Source organism: Methylorubrum suomiense (assembly GCF_022179765.1).
In the GTDB taxonomy this organism is placed as follows: Bacteria; Pseudomonadota; Alphaproteobacteria; order Rhizobiales; family Beijerinckiaceae; genus Methylobacterium; species Methylobacterium suomiense.
Genome location: NZ_BPRE01000006.1, coordinates 19,787 through 37,832, shown reverse-complemented (window position 1 = coordinate 37,832; position 18,046 = coordinate 19,787). Strand labels below are relative to the sequence as shown.

The following is an 18,046-nucleotide window of genomic DNA, read 5'->3' as shown; positions in this document are numbered from 1 at the left end:
GTCCGGGCGACGGCGCGGATCACTCCGCCTCGTCGTCGAACCCGTCATGGGGCGCCAGACCGCCCATCACGTCCAGGCAAGCCTGAAGAATGTAGGCGGCAGCGAGCTTGTCCACGAGCTCGCCCCGGCGCGCCCGCGAGGCATCGGCCTCGAGCAAGGTGCGGGTGACGGCAGCGGTGGAGAGCCGCTCGTCGAAGAAGAGCACCGGCAGGGGCAGGATCGGCTTGAGATTCCGCGCGAAGCTCCGGCTCGACTGGGCGCGGGGCCCTTCCGTGCCGTCCATGTTGAGGGGCAGGCCGATCACCAATCCGCCGACCCCGTGATGTGCGCAGAGCGTGGCGAGGCGCTGCGCGTCCGGCGTGAACTTGACCCGCCGGATCGTCTCCAGGGGCGAGCCGATCCGGCGGCCGACATCCGACAGGGCGACCCCGATGGTCTTGGTGCCGAGATCGAGCCCGATCAGGCGCGGTTGCCCGGCGGAGGCCTCGGCGAAGGCGGCGATCTCGTTCCGGTTCACGCCTGAGCGGCTCCGAGCTGTTCGAGGGCCGCCGCATCGTCGCCCTCGAAGGTCGCCGGCAACGGACCCGCCCCCTCGCCGAGGATATGGAGCACTTCGAGGCCCTGGAGCCCGCGCACGAGGGTGGGCAGGTCGGCGCCGCCGAAATGCACGGTCTCCAGATCGGCGTTCAGCACCCAGATGTCGTATTCCGGAAAGCCCGGCGTCACGTCGAAGAACAGGAAGTCGCCCCGCGCCGTCTCGCCGAAGAAGCAGGCCCGCTCCATCAGGCTCGCATCGGCATCCCCCTCCACGGTGAAGCGGTGGGGCTCGCCGTCGCCGCCGCCGCGCAGGCCGTCGAGAGCGAGTGCGATGCCGTGGGCGATGAGGTGGGCACGCGCGACGAGGTCGGCTGCCTCCACCGGCACGGGGGTGAACAGCCGGAGGTGGCCGCCGATCCGCCCGGCGCCGCATTCGCGCGCGAAGCTCCGGTAGCTCGCCGGCAGGGCAAAACCGAGTTCGGTCTCGGCCCGGGCGAGATCCGCGTCGGTCGACCTGAGGCCGGGGCGCAGCCCCGGGAACACGCTGTCCCACATCGTCGAAGCCTCCGGCGCTCGGGCAGGCCGGCTTAGGCCGCGGGCGGGCGACTTGTCCACCGCCGTCGTTAACCATCCCCACGGTCGAGTGCGGAGACCGGGAGCATTGCGCGGCCAACGATGTTAAGGCTTCGTTAACTAAGCCGGAGACGTGCCGTGACTCATCCGCCGCTGCTGGAGACGCCCCGCGCCGCGCCGCAGAGCCGGTTGCGCCGTCACCACGTGCTGATGCTGATCCTGGCGGCCGAAATCCTGGTGGCCGGTGCGGCCAATGCCGCCCGCTATCGCCCTCCTGGAATTCCTGTCCAAGAGACGATCACGCCCGGTCACGTGATCACCTGAAGCGCGTGGACAGGCTGCGGCCGGCCGGTCTGAGACTCGTCTCTCACGGCGACTCGGCCGGGCGGCCTCGAATGCGTGTGAAATCCGGAACCGCTTCGGCTGCCCTTACGGTCGCGGGTGACCGGGATCAGCCGTTCGGCAGATGCGTCGCCAGCGCTTCGAGCACGGCCATGCGCACCGCGACGCCCATCTCGACCTGCTCGCGGATCAGCGATTGCGCGCCGTCGGCGATTTCGGATGAAATTTCCACACCGCGGTTCATGGGCCCGGGATGCATGACGAGGGCATCGGGCTTCGCCAAGGCGAGCTTCTCCCCGTCCAAGCCGTAATACCGGAAATACTCCTTCACCGAGGGGACGAAGGAGCCGTTCATGCGCTCGCGCTGGAGGCGCAGCATCATGACGATGTCGCAGCCCTTCAGCCCCTCGCGCATATTGGTGAACACCGAAACGCCGAAGCGCTCGATGCCGGTCGGCAGCAGCGTGGAGGGGCCGATCACCCGCACCCGCGCTCCGAGGGCCTGGAGCAGGATGATGTTCGAGCGGGCGACGCGCGAGTGCAGGACGTCGCCGCAGATCGCCACGGTCAGCCCCTCGATGCCGCCCTTGTTGCGGCGGATCGTCAGCGCGTCGAGGAGCGCCTGGGTCGGATGCTCGTGGGCGCCGTCGCCCGCGTTCACCACCGCGCAATCGACCTTTCGGGCCAGGAGATGCACGGCGCCCGCGGCGTGATGGCGAACCACGATGATGTCGGGCCGCATGGCGTTGAGCGTCGCCGCGGTGTCGATCAGCGTCTCGCCCTTCTTCACCGAGGAAGAGGCGACCGACATGTTCATCACGTCGGCGCCGAGCCGCTTGCCGGCGAGCTCGAACGAGGATTGCGTGCGCGTCGAGGGCTCGAAGAACAGGTTGATCTGAGTCCGGCCGCGCAGGGTGGTGCGCTTCTTCTCGACCTGCCGCGACAGGGCGACCGCGTCGTCGGCGCGGGCGAGCAAGGCTTCGATGTCCGGACGGCTCAAACCCTCGATGCCGAGCAGGTGCCGGTGCGGGAAGGCGGGGGCGGTCTCGGCGGTCATGCAGTGGTTCCGGCTTCGGCCGAGCCTATAGGTGCGAGCGCCGCCCCCGGCAAGGCATCGGCTGGTCCGAGGGCTCCCGGAACGAAGAGCGGCGCACCCTGCCCTCGCGGCCGTACGCATGAAACCATTCAGCCAATCCCGCCGCGACAGAGAGAATTTATTGATGCTCGCGAGGCCGTGAACGGGAAAAATTTGAACGTTTCGGGCCTCGGGCGGTTGCCTGCCTGTCCGTGGGCGACGCGGGGACCTCGCTCTCTCAGTGCGCAGTCACCCCGCCCGCCGCAACGAAAGGAATGCCATGAACGCTCGACTTCTCCTCACGGCCGGTGCCCTCTCGCTGGGTCTCGGCCTGTCGTCGGGAGCCTTCGCGCAGGGCATGCAGCCCGGCGCCGGGATGGACCCGAGCATGGGCGGCCAGATGCAGCAGGGCCAGATGGGTGACGACATGGGCCAGGAGCAGCGCCCGATGAAGCGCAGCTCCAAGAAGATGAAGAAGCCCATGAAGAGCAAGAAGATGATGAAGTCCCGCCGCATGAACTCCGGCATGGATTCGCAGGGCGGGATGAGCGGCCAGGGCGGCATGTAGTCTCGTCGCCCAGCGCCGCGCGTTGGGTTAGCGTCTTGACGCCCGTCCGGTTCGACCGGGCGGGCGTTGTCGTGTGAGTTGGGGAAAGGACGCTTCGCCGTGGCCGCAGGATCAGCGCTCGCGAAAGATGACGTCGTCGAGACGGTGCGTCGTCGCTGGATGTTCCGCCATCCGCTGGTGATCCGGTTCGCACACTGGATCAACGTCGTCTGCCTCGCCATCCTGCTGATGAGCGGCTTGCAGATCTTCAATGCTCATCCGGCCCTGTATTGGGGGGCGGCCTCGACATTCGACACGCCGTTCGTCGCGATCACCGACGACCAGCGCGACGACGGCTCGGCCCGCGGCGTTACCTACGTCGCCGGGAAGTCCTTCGACACGAGCGGCTGGCTCGGCCTGTCGACGTTCAACGGCGAGGCCACGGGGCGCGCCTTCCCGGCCTGGATGACCGTGCCGGCGCATCAGGATCTGGCCACCGGGCGACGCTGGCACTTCCTGTTCGCCTGGGCCTTCGTCATCAACGGCCTGATCTACCTGATCTACGGCATCGGCACCGGACAATTGCGGCGGCGGCTGATCCCGGACGGCGATCAGATGCGCGGCTTCGGATCCTCGATCCGCGAGCACCTGACGCTCCATTTCCCCGAGGGTGACGAAGCCAAGCGCTACAACGTGCTGCAGAAGCTCACCTACTTCGTCGTGGTGCTGATCCTGCTGCCGCTGATGCTGGTCACCGGGCTCTCGATGTCGCCGGGCGTCAATGCCGTGGTGCCGCTCCCGGATCTGTTCGGTGGCCGGCAATCGGCGCGCACGATCCACTTCATCGTCACGAATCTCCTCGTGCTGTTCGTGATCGTCCACGTCCTGCTCGTGCTCGCCTCCGGCGTCTGGAACAACATGCGCAGCATGCTGACCGGCTGGTACGTCATCGAGCGCCGCAAGCTGCCCGCCGGTCCGGAAAAGATCCGATGAAGCCCCGCCTGCGCATTCCCGCCCCCCACCGTCGCGGCTTCCTCTCCGCCGCCGCGGGCCTCCTCGGCGTCTCGGCGCTCGGCGGTTGCGACCGCTTCGCCGTGACGCCGACCGGCCGCCAGACCCTGCGGCTCGGGGAGGACGCCAACCTCTTCGTCCAGCGCCTGCTGCTGACGCCCGCCTCGCTCGCCAAGGAATTTCCGGATTCCGAAATCTCGCCCTGGTTCAAGCCGAACGGCACGGTGGATCCGCAGGACCGGGATTACAAAAGCCTGGCTGGGCAGAATTTCGGGAACTGGAAGCTGCGCGTCGACGGCCTCGTCGAGACCCCGCAGGATCTGTCCCTGGCCGATCTGCGCGCCTTGCCGGCCCGAACCCAGACCACGCGGCACGATTGCGTGGAGGGCTGGAGCGCCATCGGCAAATGGACCGGGGTGCCGCTGGCCGAGGTGCTCAAGCGTGCCGGCCTGAAGCCGGAGGCGCGCTACATCGTCTTCCACTGCGCCGACACGATGGAATATTCGATGAGCGGCGAGAGCGAGAACGCCAATCCCGGCATGACCGCCCGCGCCGAGGGCGACGAGAACCAAGCCAGCGATTCGAAGGCGGCCGGGGCCGAGGCGCCGGATGCCGACGAACCGACGGGCACGCCGATCCGCTACTACGAGAGCATCGACCTGACCGATGCCTACCATCCGCAGACGATTCTGGCCTACGACCTGAACGGCAAGGCGCTGCCCGTTTCGAACGGTGCGCCGTTACGCCTCAGGGTCGAACGTCAGCTCGGCTACAAGCAGGCCAAGTATGTCATGCGCATCGAGGTGCGGGACAGCCTCAAGGGCATCGGCGAAGGCGGTGGCGGTTATTGGGAGGACCGCGGCTACGAGTGGTACGCGGGCATCTGAGGATCAGCCCGGGCCACCGGGCTGATCGATCTCAGTTCGCGTCGTAGCCCAGGGCCATCGGCGGATTTGCTTTCACGGTCAGGGCTTTGATGTCGAGGTTGCCGTGGGGGGCGGCCTCCGTGGTCGGCGGGATCGTCAGCATGGTGAGCCAGAAGGCCCCCGTGGCGACGATGAAGGCCGTCGCGAACAGACCGAGATTGCGCATGTGTCGCGTCCCTTAGTGGAGTGACGTTTCGGTGTTACGTGCTGGAGTTACTGGCCGAATACACCGAGACTGACTGGGGGGACCGCGCGGGTTCGTCCCACTTCTTGTCCCGATCGGTGTCCGACGGATAGGCGGCCGCCATGGCATTCGGAGCACCGAATGTGCGGGGTCGGCCGAACGCGACGCACGAGCCGGCGGTCAGGCCGTCGGCGCTTTACGCAGGATGAAGACCGGGGGATGCGCTCCCGGCCTGTTCATCCGAGCCGACAATCCGCTCGGGCGGACGCAGCACTCAACGATGACGTCGTAGACGCGATGGACCGATTGCCGCGTTCCGGCAAAAATTCAGCCCTCTTCGCGAATACATTCGCGAAGCCGCAGATTTGGCAAAGCACTGACGGCCGAATCGCTTGAACATCATAGATACTCGAAATTTAATCCAACGGAAGAGGAAATTTTTTGCTCAGATCTATGTCGCAACAATCATTCGATTGCGTGCGATCATTTTGGTTGCCTCGTCGAGAATTGTATTCGTGCGCCGAGGAGGCGCGTTCGGGTCGTTCTGCGGGATCGCGGGCTACCGCGCAGACCGGCCGAGTGCCGGTGTGGCCGTCGAGCGGAGCCGTTCGGCCCGATTTGACAACCCGCCGCCGCTCACCCACTTCTGCGCGGCGCGAGCCCCGGCCGTCGACGGATGTCCGGTCGGCGCTTGATCCCCACAACCGTCCCCGCGGTGAGGCTCTGGCGAGAGGCAGAGGTTCATGAAAGTCGTCGTCGTCGAGTCGCCGGCCAAGGCCAAGACGATCAACAAATATCTGGGGAGCGACTACGAGGTTCTCGCCTCCTTCGGTCACATCCGCGACCTGCCGGCCAAGGATGGCTCGGTCGATCCCGAGGCCGACTTCGCCATGATCTGGGAGTTGGAGGATCGCGGCTCGAAACGCGTCAGCGAGATCGCCCGCGCCGTGAAGGGAGCCGAGAAGCTCATCCTGGCGACCGACCCGGATCGCGAGGGCGAGGCGATCTCCTGGCACGTCATCGAGGCGCTCTCGGCCAAGAAGGCCTTGAAGGGGATTCCCGTCGAGCGGGTGACCTTCAACGCCATCACCAAGGCTTCGGTCGACGCGGCGATGCGCAAGCCCCGCGAGATCGATCAGGCTCTGGTCGATGCCTATCTCGCCCGCCGGGCGCTGGACTACCTCGTCGGCTTCAACCTCTCCCCCGTGCTGTGGCGCAAGCTTCCGGGCGCGAAATCGGCCGGCCGCGTCCAATCGGTGGCCCTGCGCCTCGTGGTCGAGCGCGAGATGGAGATCGAGCGCTTCAAGCCGCGCGAGTACTGGTCCATCGTGGCGACGCTCGCGACCGAGGGCGGCGGCGTGTTCGAGGCCCGCCTCGTCGGGGCCGACGGCAAGCGCATCCAGCGTCTCGATATCGGCAACGGCGAGGAGGCGGCGGCCTTCAAGCGCGATCTTGAACTCGCGACCTTCCAGGTCTCCAGCGTCGAGGCCAAGCCGGCCAAGCGCCACCCGCAACCCCCCTTCACCACCTCGACGCTGCAGCAGGAGGCCTCCCGCAAGCTCGGGATGGCGCCGGCCCAGACCATGCGGGTCGCCCAGAAGCTCTACGAGGGCGTCGATGTCGGCGGCGAGACGGTCGGCATCATCACCTATATGCGAACCGACGGCGTCGACATGGCGCCGGAGGCGATCCAGGATGCCCGCCGGGTGATCGGCCGCGAATTCGGTGACAACTACGTCCCGAATGCGCCGCGGAAATACACGGTGAAGGCCAAGAACGCGCAGGAGGCCCACGAGGCCGTGCGCCCGACCGATATGGGGCGGTTGCCCAAGCAGGTGGCTCGCTTCCTCGAGCCGGAGCAGGCCAAGCTCTACGAACTGATCTGGACCCGCACGGTGGCGAGCCAGATGGAATCGGCCGAGTTCGAGCGCACAACCGTCGACATCGCCGCCCAGGTCGGGCCGCGCCGCCTCGATCTGCGCGCCACCGGCCAGGTCGTGACCTTCGACGGCTTCCTCGCGCTTTATCAGGAGGGCAAGGACGACGAGGAGGACGAGGACGGCAAGCGCTTGCCCGCGATGCGGAGCGGCGACCCGCTCAAGCGCGAGCGCATCGCCTCGACCCAGCACTTCACCGAGCCGCCGCCGCGCTACTCCGAGGCAAGCCTCGTCAAGCGGATGGAAGAACTCGGCATCGGCCGCCCCTCGACCTACGCGGCGGTGCTGCAGACCCTGCGCGACCGCGAATACGTCAAGATCGAGAAGAAGCGCCTCCAGCCGGAGGACAAGGGCCGGCTCGTCACCGGCTTCCTCGAGAGCTTCTTCAAGCGCTACGTCGAGTACGATTTCACCGCGAGCCTCGAGGAACAGCTCGACCGGGTCTCGAATGCCGAGATCGACTGGCGGACGGTGCTGCGGGATTTCTGGCGCGACTTCTCCGCCGCCATCGGCGGCACGAAGGAATTGCGCGTCGCGGAAGTGCTGGAGGCCCTCAATGGGCTCCTCGGCCCGCACATCTTCCCCGACAAGGGCGACGGCTCCGATCCGCGCACCTGCCCGACCTGCGGCTCGGGCCAACTCTCGCTCAAGCTCGGCAAGTTTGGCGCCTTCATCGGCTGCTCGAACTATCCCGAATGCAAGTATACCCGCCAACTCTCGGCCTCTGCGGTCGAGGGAGAGGGGGATGGTTCGTCCATGGAGGGCGGCCAGCCGGGCGTACGGGTGCTCGGCGAGGATCCGGCCACCGGCCTGCCGGTGAGCCTGCGGGACGGTCGGTTCGGTCCGTTCGTGCAGCTCGGCGAGGCTTCGTCCGAGAAGGGGGCGGAGAAGCCCAAGCGCTCCTCGCTGGCCAAGGGCATGACGCCCGCCTCCGTGACCCTCGACATCGCCCTCAGGCTCTTGTCGCTGCCGCGCGAGGTGGCCCGGCATCCCGAGACCGGCGAGCCGATCCTGGCCAATATCGGCCGCTACGGCCCCTACGTGCAGCACGGGAAGACCTACGCGAATCTCGGCAAGGACGACGATGTGCTGGAGGTCGGCACCAACCGCGCCATCGACCTCATCGTCGCCAAGGAGCAGGGGGGCGGGCGCGGCGGCCGGGCCGCGGCCGATCCGGGGCGTGTCGTCGGCAAGGATCCCGGCGGCCTCGACCTGGTGGTCAAGGCCGGGAAGTATGGGCCCTATGTCAGCGACGGTTCGGTCAACGCCACGCTGCCGAAATCGGTCGCGGCCGAGAGCCTGACGCTCGCGCAGGCGATCGAACTGATCGAGGCCAAGCGCGCCGCGGGCGGCAGCAAGAAGCCCGTCCGCAAGAGTGCGGCGCGGAGCCGGACGGCTAAGGCGGCGGATTCGGCCGAGGCCGCGCCCAAGACGAAGAAGCCGGCGGCGCGCAAGACCGCCGCGAAACCGGCCGCCGCTAAGGCTCCCGCCAAGGCGACGGCGCGCAAGACCAAGGCAAGCTGAGGCCCCTTCCCTCCCTCTCCCCACAGGCGGGGAGAGGCCGCATGGACCTCGTCGTCCACGCTGGAAGCAGGGGTATGGCCGAACGGTCGTGAGGCGGCCTGAAGGGACGAGGCTCCGTCGGACAGGCCCTTCACACTCGGCCTTCCGCCTCGCTTCGGCGACAACGCGTTCGCCGAAGCCCTCCCCCCGCCTGCGGGGAGAGGGGATGCTGTTGCCGCGACGGGCTACTTCTTGTGGCGCTTCGCCTGGGCCCGGGCGGCCTCGATCACCTTCTCGGCCGTGAAGCCGAACTTGCCGAGCAGATCCTTGATCGGGGCCGAAGCGCCGAAGGTGTGCATGCCGACGATGGCGCCCGCGGAGCCGGCATAGCGGTCCCAGCCGATCACGCTGCCCTGCTCCACCGCCACGCGCGCCAGCACGTCCGGCGGCAGCACGCTGTCGCGATAGGCTTCGTCCTGTCGCTCGAACAGGTCCCAGGACGGCATCGAGACGACCCGGGCCTTCACCCCATCGCCCTTCAGCGTCTCGTAGGCGGAGACGCAGAGCTGCACTTCCGAGCCGGTGCCGATCAGGATGACGTCCGGGGTGCCGTCGCAATCGGCGAGCACGTAGGCGCCCTTCGCGGTGCCGGAAGCCGGGGCGTATTTCGTGCGGTCGAGGGTCGGCAGCGGCTGGCGCGAGAGCGCCAGCACCGCCGGCTGATTCTTCAGCGAGAAGATCACCCGGTAGGCTTCCGCCACCTCGTTGGCGTCGGCCGGGCGCAGGGTCACGAGGCCGGGAATGCAGCGCAGGGAGAGCAATTGCTCCACCGGCTGGTGGGTCGGCCCGTCCTCGCCCACGCCGATCGAGTCGTGGGTGAAGATGTGGAAGACCGGCAGCTCCATCAGCGAGGCGAGCCGGATCGGCGGGCGCATGTAGTCGGCGAAGACCAGGAAGGTCGCGCCGTAGGCCCTCAACCCCACGAGGCCGAGCCCGTTGACGATCGAGCCCATGGCATGCTCCCGCACGCCGAAATGGATGTTGCGCCCGCCCGGCTCGAACGGGGTCAGCGAGCCCGCTCCCTCGAAGGTGAGGTTCGACTTGTTGGAGGGAGCGAGATCCGCCGAGCCGCCGAGTACGAACGGCACGTGTTGGGCGATGGCGTTCAGGACCTTGCCGGAGGATTCGCGGGTCGCGAGGCCCTTGGCATCGGCCTCGAACACCGGAATGTCCCGGTCCCATCCCTCGGGCAGGCGGCCTTCGAGGAGGGCCGTAAGTTCCTCGGCATGCTCGGGATCGGCGGCCTTGGCGGCGTCGAAGAAGCCCTGCCACTGCGCGAACAGAGCCGCGCCCCGCTTGCCGATGCCGTCCGCGAAGGTGTCGTAGACGCCGTCCGGCACGAGGAACTGCGCGTCCTCCGGCCAGCCATAGGCGCGCTTGGCGCCCTTCACCTCGTCCTCGCCCAAGGCGTCCGAGTGGGCCTTGGAGGTGTTCTGCTTCTTCGGCGCGCCGTAGCCGATGATCGAATTGACGACGATCAGCGTCGGGCGGTCGCTCGACTGGAGGAAGGTCTCCAGTGCCGAGGCGATGGCGTGGGTGTCGTTGGCGTCGGCCACCCGCAGCACCTGCCAGCCATAGGCCAGGAAGCGGGTCGCGACCTCCTCCGAGAAGGCCAGCTCGGTATGGCCCTCGATGGTGATGGTGTTGTTGTCGTAGATCCAGCACAGGTTGGAGAGGCGCAGATGGCCGGCGATCGAGGCGGCCTCCTGGCTGACGCCCTCCATCAGGTCGCCGTCCGAGCAGATGGCGTAGACATTGTAGTCGAACAGCGGCAGGTCGGGCCGGTTCAGGCGCTCACCCTTGAAGCGGGCGCCGATCGCCATGCCCACCGAGTTGGCCACGCCCTGCCCGAGGGGGCCGGTCGTGGTCTCGACGCCGGTGGTGAAGTGGTATTCGGGGTGGCCCGGCGTGCGGCTGTCGAGCTGCCGAAATTTCTTGATGTCGTCTAGGGAGACGGCCGGGGCGTTGGCGCCATTGCCCTCCGCGACCCGCGCCAGATGCAGCAGCGCGTAGAGCAGCATCGAGGCGTGGCCCGCCGAGAGCACGAACCGGTCGCGGTTCGGCCAGTGCGGATTGGCCGGATCGTAGCGCAGATACCGGTTCCACAGGGTGTAGGCCACGGGCGCCAGCGCCATCGGCGCGCCGGCATGCCCGGAATTGGCCTTCTGCACCGCATCGATGGCCAGCGTCCGGATCGTGTCGATCGCGAGCTTGTCGCCCTCGCTCAGGGCCGCCTTGGGGCTCGTATCTGCACCGCTCATCAGTCTTACCGTCTCTCTCGCTTCCATCGGCCACGGAGGCGTGGATGCGCCTATTGCGCCGCGATGGATTCGCCTGCCCTCGACTCGGAATGGTCCGTGCCGCTGCCCCGTTCCTTTGAAGGACCGATCGCGCGGCTGTAATTGAGGATCGTGTTGACGAGTGCAACATGTGTGAACGCTTGGGGGAAGTTGCCCACCTGGCGTTTGGCGCGCACGTCGTACTCCTCGGAGACCAATCCGAGGTCGTTGCAGATGCCGATGAGCCGCTCGATCAGGGCGTGGGCCTCCTCGCAGCGGCCGAGGCCGATCAGGTTGTCGGCATACCAGAAGCTGCAGGGCAGGAAGGCGCCCTCGTTGCCCGGCAGACCGTCGGCCTCCTGCCCTTCCGTCTCGTAGCGCAGGATGAAACCCTCGCGCATCAGATGCTTCTCGACCGCCGCGACGGTGCCGATCACCCGCGGATCGTCCTGCGGCAGGAAGCCCATATGGGCGATGAGCAGCAGGCTCGCGTCGAGCGCCTTGCTGCCGTAGCTCTGAACGAAGCTGTTCAGCTCTCGATCGAAGCCGTGCTCGCAGACCTCGGCATGGATCTCGTCGCGGATCGCCCGCCAATGGTTGACCGGAAGCTCGGCGGCGGTTGGGTCGTCCTTGCGAAAGGTCTCGACGCTGCGCACCGCCCGGTCGAAGGCGACCCAGGCCATCACCTTCGAATGAACGAAGTGACGCCGCCCCCCGCGCACCTCCCAGATGCCCTCGTCGGGCTCGCGCCAGACCCGCTCCAGATGCTTGATGAGCGCTTGGCCGACCCGCCGGCCCTCCTTGTCGTCGGACATGCCGCGGGACCGGGCCTGGAACAGCGCGTCGAACAGCTCGCCGTAGACGTCGAGTTGGAACTGGGCGATGGCGGCATTGCCGACGCGCACCGGCTTCGAGCCTTCATAGCCCGGGAGCCAGTCGAGCTCGATCTCCGGCAACAGCCGCTCGCCCCCGATGCCGTAGAGGATATGCGCCTGTTCCGGGTTGCCGGCGACCGCCCGGGTCAGCCAATCGCGCCACGCGCGGGCCTCGTCGATATAGCCCGAATCCATCAGCGCGAGCAGCGTGAAGGTCGAATCGCGCAGCCAGCAGAAGCGGTAATCCCAGTTGCGCACCCCGCCGAGATCCTCGGGCAGCGAGGTGGTGGGCGCGGCCACGATCCCGCCCGTGGGCCGGTAGATCAGGGCCTTCAACGTCAGCAGCGAGCGCCGGAAGATGTCGTTCCACGGCGTCTGGAGCGTGCAGCGGTCCGACCAGTCGCGCCAGAACCGGTTGGTGTCGTCGAGCCAGCGCCGCGGCTCGATCGGTGGCGGATCTTCCTCGTGCGAGGCGCCGTAGCTCATCACGAAGCGGATCGCGTCGCCCTTGTAGACCGTGAATTCGGAGACCGTGGTCTGGTGCGATGAACCGCGCAGAGGCGCGTTGGTGCGCAGGACCACCTTGTGTGGGCCGGAGATGGCGCGAAGGTCCCCGAGTTCGCTGCGCGACACCCAGGGGACCGCCGAGCCGTAATCGAAGCGCACGGCGAGATCCATGCGCATGGCCATCCGCCCACGCACGCCCTCGACGAGGCGGATGACGTGGGAGCCGTCGCCGACGGGCATGAAGTCGGTCACCCGAACCTCGCCTTCGCGGGTCCTATGGGTCGTCTCCAGGACAAGGGAGCCGGAACGGTAGCGCCAGGAATGCTCGACGTTCTCGGCGACCGGGGCGAGCTTCCAGAAGCCGTGCTCCTCGGTTCCGAGCAGACTCGCGAACAGGGCCGAAGCGTCGAAACGGGGCATGCACAGCCAGTCGATGCTGCCGTCGCGCCCGACCAGGGCCGCCGTGCACCCATCGCCGATCAGGGCGTAATCCTCGATTCGTCCCGCCATTCTCAGATCTCCGTCCGGTCCTTCGAGCCGGACGGCACGGGGGGATGCGGGCCGGGGTCTCGCTGCGGGCGCCGTGGCGCCTCGTCCGGCGAAGTGGCGCGAGCACTCCGCTTCGCAAGGCGTCGAGGCGAGCAAATGCGACAAACCGGCCCGACTGGCGGGCCGGGATGCGGTCAGCGCAGAGCCGTCACGAGCGTGCTGACCGAGCTGCCGAGGGTCGTGACGCGGTCACCGAGGCCGCGGGCGGTATCGAGCACGGCGTCCGCCGTGTCGGCGAAGGGCAGCGCGCCGCGGGGCAGGAAGCGGCTGTTCTCGGTCTCGACCTCTGCGAAGGGCGACGGCGCCGGCGTTGCGACGGTTTTGGTCGCCGTCTGCGTCGCGGCAACGGGCTGGCCGGCGGGAGGATGGCTCACGGCGATCCGGCTCGGCGGTGCCTTGCGGCGCTCGGCTCGGCTGGTATTGGCGAAGCGCGCCGGGCGGGTGCCCGGCTCGATGCTGCCGGTGACCAGCGGCGTCAGGCGCGCGAAGGCTTCGCTCGCCGGCACCGGATCGAGTTCGGCGGTCAGCAGCGCCCGGCCCGGATCGAAGGTCGAGAGCCCCGGCGCGAGCGACATCACCGGCGGACGCTCCGGCGCGGCCTTGGTCGCCTCTGTCGGCTCACGGCAAACGAGGGACAGCAGGCCGGCGACCAGGGCGAGCCCGAGCGTCGGCAGGAAGGGCGGCACCACCGAGCGATGCGTCGCGGTTCCCTCCGGTTGACGGAGCGGATCGACGGTGCGCATGAGCCCTCCCGATGACATCGCGTGTGGCTTCAGTGTTCTGCCCGGTTTGCGGCAGAAGCGGGGCCGCCGCTTTTCGGATCTGTTACGGAATCGCGCGGATTTTGCGGTGGCGGGCATGTGGCTTGCCTGCCCGGTCCGGCCCCCCACCGACCACCGGACTCCTCAGAACCGGGCCTCGATGACCGAGACCAGCCTCACCGTCGCCGTGATCGACCCGAGCCCCGCCCGCGCGGCGATCCTGGAAGAAGGCCTGCGTGCCTCGGGGGTCGATTCCGTCGCGGTGATCCCCGACGGGCCGGGCCTTCAGGCCCGCGTCGCGGCGCTCAAGCCCGACGTGATCGTGATCCATCTCGAAAGCCCGAGCCGGGACGTTCTGGAGCAGATGTCCGGCCTGTCCCGGCAGGCGGAGCGGCCGGTGGCGATGTTCGTCGACCGCTCCGACCAGACCATGATGCAGGCCGCCGTCGATGCCGGCATCTCGGCCTACGTGGTCGACGGCCTGCGGACCGACCGCATCCGCTCGATCCTCGACATCGCGATCCTGCGCTTCAACGCCTTCGCCCGGCTCCAGCGAGAGCTGGAGGAGGCGCGCTCCGAACTGGCCGACCGCAAGCTGATCGAACGTGCCAAGGGGATCCTCATGGCACGGAAATCCCTGAGCGAGGACGAGGCGTACAAGCTGCTGCGGCGGCAGGCCATGAACGAGAAGCGCAAGATCGTCGACATCGCTCGCGCCATCGTCACCGCCGCGGACCTGCTCGGATGACGCTGACGATCGGATACGTCCCGCTGGCGGACGCGGCTCCCGTGGTTGCCGCCGCGGAACTCGGCTTCGCGCGGGACGAGGGACTCGACCTCGAATTGTCGCGCGAGCCGTCCTGGGCGACGCTCCGCGACCGGCTGGCTCTGGGCCATCTCGACGCCGCGCATATGCTGGGGCCGCTGGCGCTCGCCAGCGCGCTCGGGCTGTCGGGGCCGCAGGCGGATCTCTGCGTGCCGATGGCGCTCAACCTCAACGGCAACGCGGTGACCGTTTCCAACGCGCTCTGGGCCGAGATGGCGCCGAAGCGTGACGCGCTCGCCGAAGTGGCCACGGCCTTCGCGGCGGTGGCCCGTGCCCGCGCCGCGGAAGGGCGTCCGCTGACGCTCGGCACGGTCCATCCCTACTCCTCGCATTCGTATCAGCTCCGCCTGTTCGCGCAGGCCGGCGGGCTCGATCTCGACGACCATGTTCGCGTCGTCGTGGTGCCGCCGCCCGATACGGTCGATGCCCTGCGCCGAGGCCTGATCGACGGCTTCTGCGTCGGCGCGCCCTGGAACGCCATCGCGGTCGCCGCCGGCCTCGGTCGTATCGCCGCGCTCGGCTGCGAGATTGCTCCCGACTGCCCGGAGAAGGTGCTCGCTTTGCCCGAACGGGATGCGGCCTTCGCCCCCGCTTTGATCCGTGCCGTCCACCGGGCCGGGCTATGGTGTGCCGACCCGGAGAACCGCCCGGCTCTGGCCGCCCTCCTCGCCGATCGGGCCGGCCTCGGTCCCGACAAGGCCCTCCTCGCCCGCACCCTCGGCGGCACCATGATCCTCGACGCGGCCGGCACCGTGCGGACCGCGCCCGACTATCTGCGCCTCGACGCGGCAGTTCATCGACCGAACCCCGACCATGCCCGCTGGTTCGCGGCACAGATGGTGGCCAGCGGACAGGCGCCGGACAGCGGTCTCGCCGAACGCGCGGCCGCACTCTATCGGCCGGATCTGTTCGACGCGGCGACCGGCATCTGACGATTTTTTCACGCGCGGAGTTCTGCGCCTTGTCCGGCAGGCTGCCGAGCCCCTCGGTGCCTCGCCTCCAACCGCCTGCATTTTGTGCAGTGCAAATTGAATGCCTCTAAACTGAGCAATTGGGTGGGGCCCCGTGTGAGGCTTCACCCCCACGCGATCGGCGTGGCGCAGGTCTCCGTGGCGATCGCATCGTGCAGACCTCCTAGGCGGGTGCGGGGAAACGGGAAAACCCCGGTTGCCACGTCAACGGCCGCCTCGCGTCATGAGACTTGTGAACAGGCCTCCGGCCCGCTTGGCACGGTCCCTGCAAGTCCTCCCGCATGGGCCCGTCAAAGGCGATGGGCCCGACCGTCAGCAGAGCCGCTGATCCGGATTTTTCGCACGCGACGATTCGATCGCGCAGGCGATCCCGGACGGCGGCTTTTTTCATGCGCCGAGGGCGCGCTGGGGACAAGGAAGCGGATGACGATCGATCACGGCAACACGACCCGCCGCGGTATCATCAAGGGCGCGGCCGCCGCGCTCGCGCTCGCCGGCGCGGCCCGCGCGGCGCTTCCGGGTGGTGCCTTCGCGCAGGGCGCGGGGCCGGAGGTGAAGGGCGCCAAGCTCGGCTTCATCGCGCTGACCGACGCGGCGCCGCTCTTCGTGGCCAAGGAGAAGGGCATCTTCGCCAAGTACGGCATGCCGGACACCGAGGTGCTCAAGCAGGCCTCCTGGGGCACCACCCGCGACAATCTCGTGCTGGGCTCGGAGGGCAACGGCATCGACGGCGCGCATATCCTGACGCCGATGCCCTACCTGATTTCCGCCGGCCGCGTGACGCAGAACAACGTCCCGGTGCCGATGTACATCATGGCCCGCCTGAACCTGAACGGTCAGTGCATCTCGATCTCCAAGGAATACATCGACCAGAAGATCGGCCTCGACACCAAGCCGTTCAAAGTCGCCTTGGAGGCCAAGAAGGCCTCCGGCAAGGCGGTGAAGGCCGCGATGACCTTCCCCGGCGGCACGCACGATCTCTGGATCCGCTACTGGCTCGCGGCCGGCGGCATCGACCCCGACAAGGACATCGAGACCATCGTGGTGCCGCCGCCGCAGATGGTGGCGAACATGAAGGTCGGCACGATGGACTGCTTCTGCGTCTGCGAGCCGTGGAACGAGCAGCTCATCCACCAGGGCATCGGCTACACCGCCGTCACCACGGGCGAACTCTGGAAGGACCATCCCGAGAAGGCCTTCGCCATGCGCGCGGCCTGGGTCGACAAGTATCCCAACGCCGCCAAGGCCCTGCTGATGGCGGTGATGGAGGCCCAGCAATGGTGCGAGAAGCCGGAGAACCGTGACGAGCTCGCCGCCATCGTCGCCAAGCGCCAATGGATCAACGTGCCGGTGGCCGACGTCATCGACCGCATGAAGGGCAAGTTCGATTACGGCACCGGCAAGGTCGTCGAGAACAGCCCCTTCACGATGAAGTTCTGGGCCGACAACGCGTCCTACCCCTACCAGTCCCACGACCTGTGGTTCCTCACCGAGGACATCCGCTGGGGCAAGTTCGATCCGGCCACCGACACCAAGGCCCTGATCGGCAAGGTCAACCGCGAGGATCTGTGGCGCGAGGCCGCCAAGGCGCTCGGTGTCGCGAGCATCCCGACCTCCACCTCCCGCGGCGTCGAGACGATGTTCGACGGCAAGGTCTTCGATCCGGCGAACCCCGCCGCCTACCTCTCCAGTCTCGGCATCAAGAAGGTCGCGTGATGGCCACCGGAGCAACCCTCTCCACCGCTTCGCGCGCGCGGGCCGCCACCAAGGCCCGCACGCCGCTCGTCACCATGGCGAGCGTTCGCGGGGTCGCGGCCCGCATCGTACCGCCGCTCGTCGTGCTCGCGGGCTTCCTGCTTCTCTGGGAGGTGCTGTGCTCCTCCCCCACCGCCGGCCTGCCGCCGCCCTCCCGGGTGGTCACGGAAGCCTGGGACATCATCGTCGATCCGTTCTACGACAACGGCGGCACCGACAAGGGCCTCTTCTGGCACATCTCGGCCAGCCTCCAGCGCGTGGCTCTGGGCTTCTCGCTGGCGGTGATCGCGGGCGTGCTGCTCGGCACTCTGGTCGGCCAGTCCGAATGGGCGATGCGCGGCCTCGACCCGATCTTCCAGGTGCTGCGCACGATCCCGCCGCTGGCATGGCTCCCGCTCTCGCTGGCCGCCTTCCGCGACGGCCAGCCGAGCGCGATCTTCGTGATCTTCATCACCTCGATCTGGCCGATCATCATCAACACCGCGGTCGGCATCCGCAACATTCCGCAGGACTACCGCAACGTTTCGGCGGTCATCCGGCTGAACCCGATCGAGTTCTTCTACAAGATCATGCTGCCTTCGGCGGCGCCGTACATCTTCACCGGTCTTCGCATCGGCGTCGGTCTGTCCTGGCTCGCCATCGTCGCGGCCGAGATGCTGATCGGCGGCGTCGGAATCGGCTTCTTCATCTGGGACGCGTGGAACTCGTCGCATATCAGCGAGATCATCGTCGCCCTGGTCTATGTCGGGCTCATCGGCTTCGTCCTCGACCGTCTGGTCGCCGGCGTCGGCGTGCTCGTCACCCGCGGCACCAGCGCAGCCTGAGGAG

At 68.0% G+C, this 18,046-nt stretch carries 16 protein-coding genes; 9 read left to right on the top strand and 7 right to left on the bottom strand.

The window, feature by feature from the left end:
• Positions 1-19: 19 nt before the first annotated feature.
• Together ruvX and MFF26_RS10755 are read right to left on the bottom strand one after the other, a co-directional pair.
• Positions 20-517 (bottom strand): Holliday junction resolvase RuvX, encoded by a 498-nt coding sequence (gene ruvX / locus MFF26_RS10760; protein ID WP_137827670.1) that lies wholly within the window; start codon positions 515-517, stop codon positions 20-22.
• Positions 514-1,092: an SMI1/KNR4 family protein gene (locus MFF26_RS10755; RefSeq protein WP_137827671.1), complete on the bottom strand. Its 579-nt coding sequence runs from the start codon at positions 1,090-1,092 to the stop codon at positions 514-516. Before MFF26_RS10755 ends, ruvX begins: the two co-directional genes overlap by 4 nt.
• A gap of 156 nt (positions 1,093-1,248) precedes the next feature.
• Here MFF26_RS10755 and MFF26_RS10750 point away from each other — a divergent pair, with 156 nt between their 5' ends.
• Positions 1,249-1,434, top strand: a complete 186-nt coding sequence (locus MFF26_RS10750; RefSeq protein ID WP_137827672.1) for a hypothetical protein — start codon at positions 1,249-1,251, stop codon at positions 1,432-1,434.
• A 127-nt stretch (positions 1,435-1,561) separates the two neighbouring features.
• Here the strand turns inward: MFF26_RS10750 and MFF26_RS10745 are convergent, their stop codons facing one another.
• Positions 1,562-2,509 carry an aspartate carbamoyltransferase catalytic subunit gene (locus MFF26_RS10745; protein ID WP_238307972.1) on the bottom strand — a complete coding sequence of 316 codons (948 nt, stop codon included), beginning with the start codon at positions 2,507-2,509 and terminating at the stop codon, positions 1,562-1,564.
• Between the two features lie 298 nt (positions 2,510-2,807).
• On the opposite strand from MFF26_RS10745, the gene MFF26_RS10740 reads away from it, so the two are divergent.
• The 3 genes from MFF26_RS10740 (at position 2,808) to MFF26_RS10730 (ending at position 4,972) form a co-directional block, all read left to right on the top strand.
• Positions 2,808-3,095 (top strand): hypothetical protein, encoded by a 288-nt coding sequence (locus MFF26_RS10740; RefSeq protein ID WP_137827674.1) that lies wholly within the window; start codon positions 2,808-2,810, stop codon positions 3,093-3,095.
• 99 nt (positions 3,096-3,194) lie between these two features.
• Positions 3,195-4,067 (top strand): cytochrome b/b6 domain-containing protein, encoded by an 873-nt coding sequence (locus MFF26_RS10735; RefSeq protein ID WP_137827675.1) that lies wholly within the window; start codon positions 3,195-3,197, stop codon positions 4,065-4,067.
• Positions 4,064-4,972, top strand: a complete 909-nt coding sequence (locus tag MFF26_RS10730; RefSeq protein ID WP_137827676.1) for a molybdopterin-dependent oxidoreductase — start codon at positions 4,064-4,066, stop codon at positions 4,970-4,972. The genes MFF26_RS10735 and MFF26_RS10730 overlap by 4 nt, the downstream gene beginning before the upstream one ends.
• A 31-nt stretch (positions 4,973-5,003) precedes the next feature.
• Here MFF26_RS10730 and MFF26_RS10725 read toward each other — a convergent pair whose 3' ends face one another.
• A complete protein-coding gene (locus MFF26_RS10725; RefSeq protein WP_171015381.1) occupies positions 5,004-5,177 on the bottom strand; it encodes a hypothetical protein in 174 nt (57 codons plus the stop codon).
• 761 nt (positions 5,178-5,938) lie between these two features.
• Here MFF26_RS10725 and topA point away from each other — a divergent pair.
• Positions 5,939-8,656: a type I DNA topoisomerase gene (gene topA / locus MFF26_RS10720; protein WP_137827677.1), complete on the top strand. Its 2,718-nt coding sequence runs from the start codon at positions 5,939-5,941 to the stop codon at positions 8,654-8,656.
• A 224-nt stretch (positions 8,657-8,880) separates the two neighbouring features.
• Here the strand turns inward: topA and tkt are convergent, their stop codons facing one another.
• The 3 genes from tkt to MFF26_RS10705 all read right to left on the bottom strand — a co-directional run bounded on the left by tkt (position 8,881) and on the right by MFF26_RS10705 (position 13,648).
• Positions 8,881-10,956 carry a transketolase gene (gene tkt / locus MFF26_RS10715; RefSeq protein ID WP_137827678.1) on the bottom strand — a complete coding sequence of 692 codons (2,076 nt, stop codon included), beginning with the start codon at positions 10,954-10,956 and terminating at the stop codon, positions 8,881-8,883.
• A gap of 50 nt (positions 10,957-11,006) precedes the next feature.
• A complete protein-coding gene (locus MFF26_RS10710; protein WP_137827679.1) occupies positions 11,007-12,866 on the bottom strand; it encodes a glycoside hydrolase family 15 protein in 1,860 nt (619 codons plus the stop codon).
• Between the two features lie 173 nt (positions 12,867-13,039).
• Complete coding sequence (locus MFF26_RS10705; RefSeq protein ID WP_137827680.1) at positions 13,040-13,648, bottom strand: hypothetical protein; 609 nt, start codon at positions 13,646-13,648, stop codon at positions 13,040-13,042.
• Between the two features lie 178 nt (positions 13,649-13,826).
• On the opposite strand from MFF26_RS10705, the gene MFF26_RS10700 reads away from it, so the two are divergent.
• From MFF26_RS10700 to ntrB, 4 genes are all read left to right on the top strand, one after another.
• A complete protein-coding gene (locus MFF26_RS10700) occupies positions 13,827-14,414 on the top strand; it encodes an ANTAR domain-containing response regulator (RefSeq protein ID WP_137827681.1) in 588 nt (195 codons plus the stop codon).
• Positions 14,411-15,424 (top strand): CmpA/NrtA family ABC transporter substrate-binding protein, encoded by a 1,014-nt coding sequence (locus MFF26_RS10695; RefSeq protein ID WP_137827682.1) that lies wholly within the window; start codon positions 14,411-14,413, stop codon positions 15,422-15,424. Before MFF26_RS10700 ends, MFF26_RS10695 begins: the two co-directional genes overlap by 4 nt.
• Before the next feature lie 462 nt (positions 15,425-15,886).
• Positions 15,887-17,179 carry a CmpA/NrtA family ABC transporter substrate-binding protein gene (locus MFF26_RS10690; RefSeq protein ID WP_137827683.1) on the top strand — a complete coding sequence of 431 codons (1,293 nt, stop codon included), beginning with the start codon at positions 15,887-15,889 and terminating at the stop codon, positions 17,177-17,179.
• Positions 17,179-18,042 (top strand): nitrate ABC transporter permease, encoded by an 864-nt coding sequence (gene ntrB, locus MFF26_RS10685; RefSeq protein ID WP_137827684.1) that lies wholly within the window; start codon positions 17,179-17,181, stop codon positions 18,040-18,042. Before MFF26_RS10690 ends, ntrB begins: the two co-directional genes overlap by 1 nt.
• The last annotated feature ends 4 nt before the right edge of the window (positions 18,043-18,046 follow it).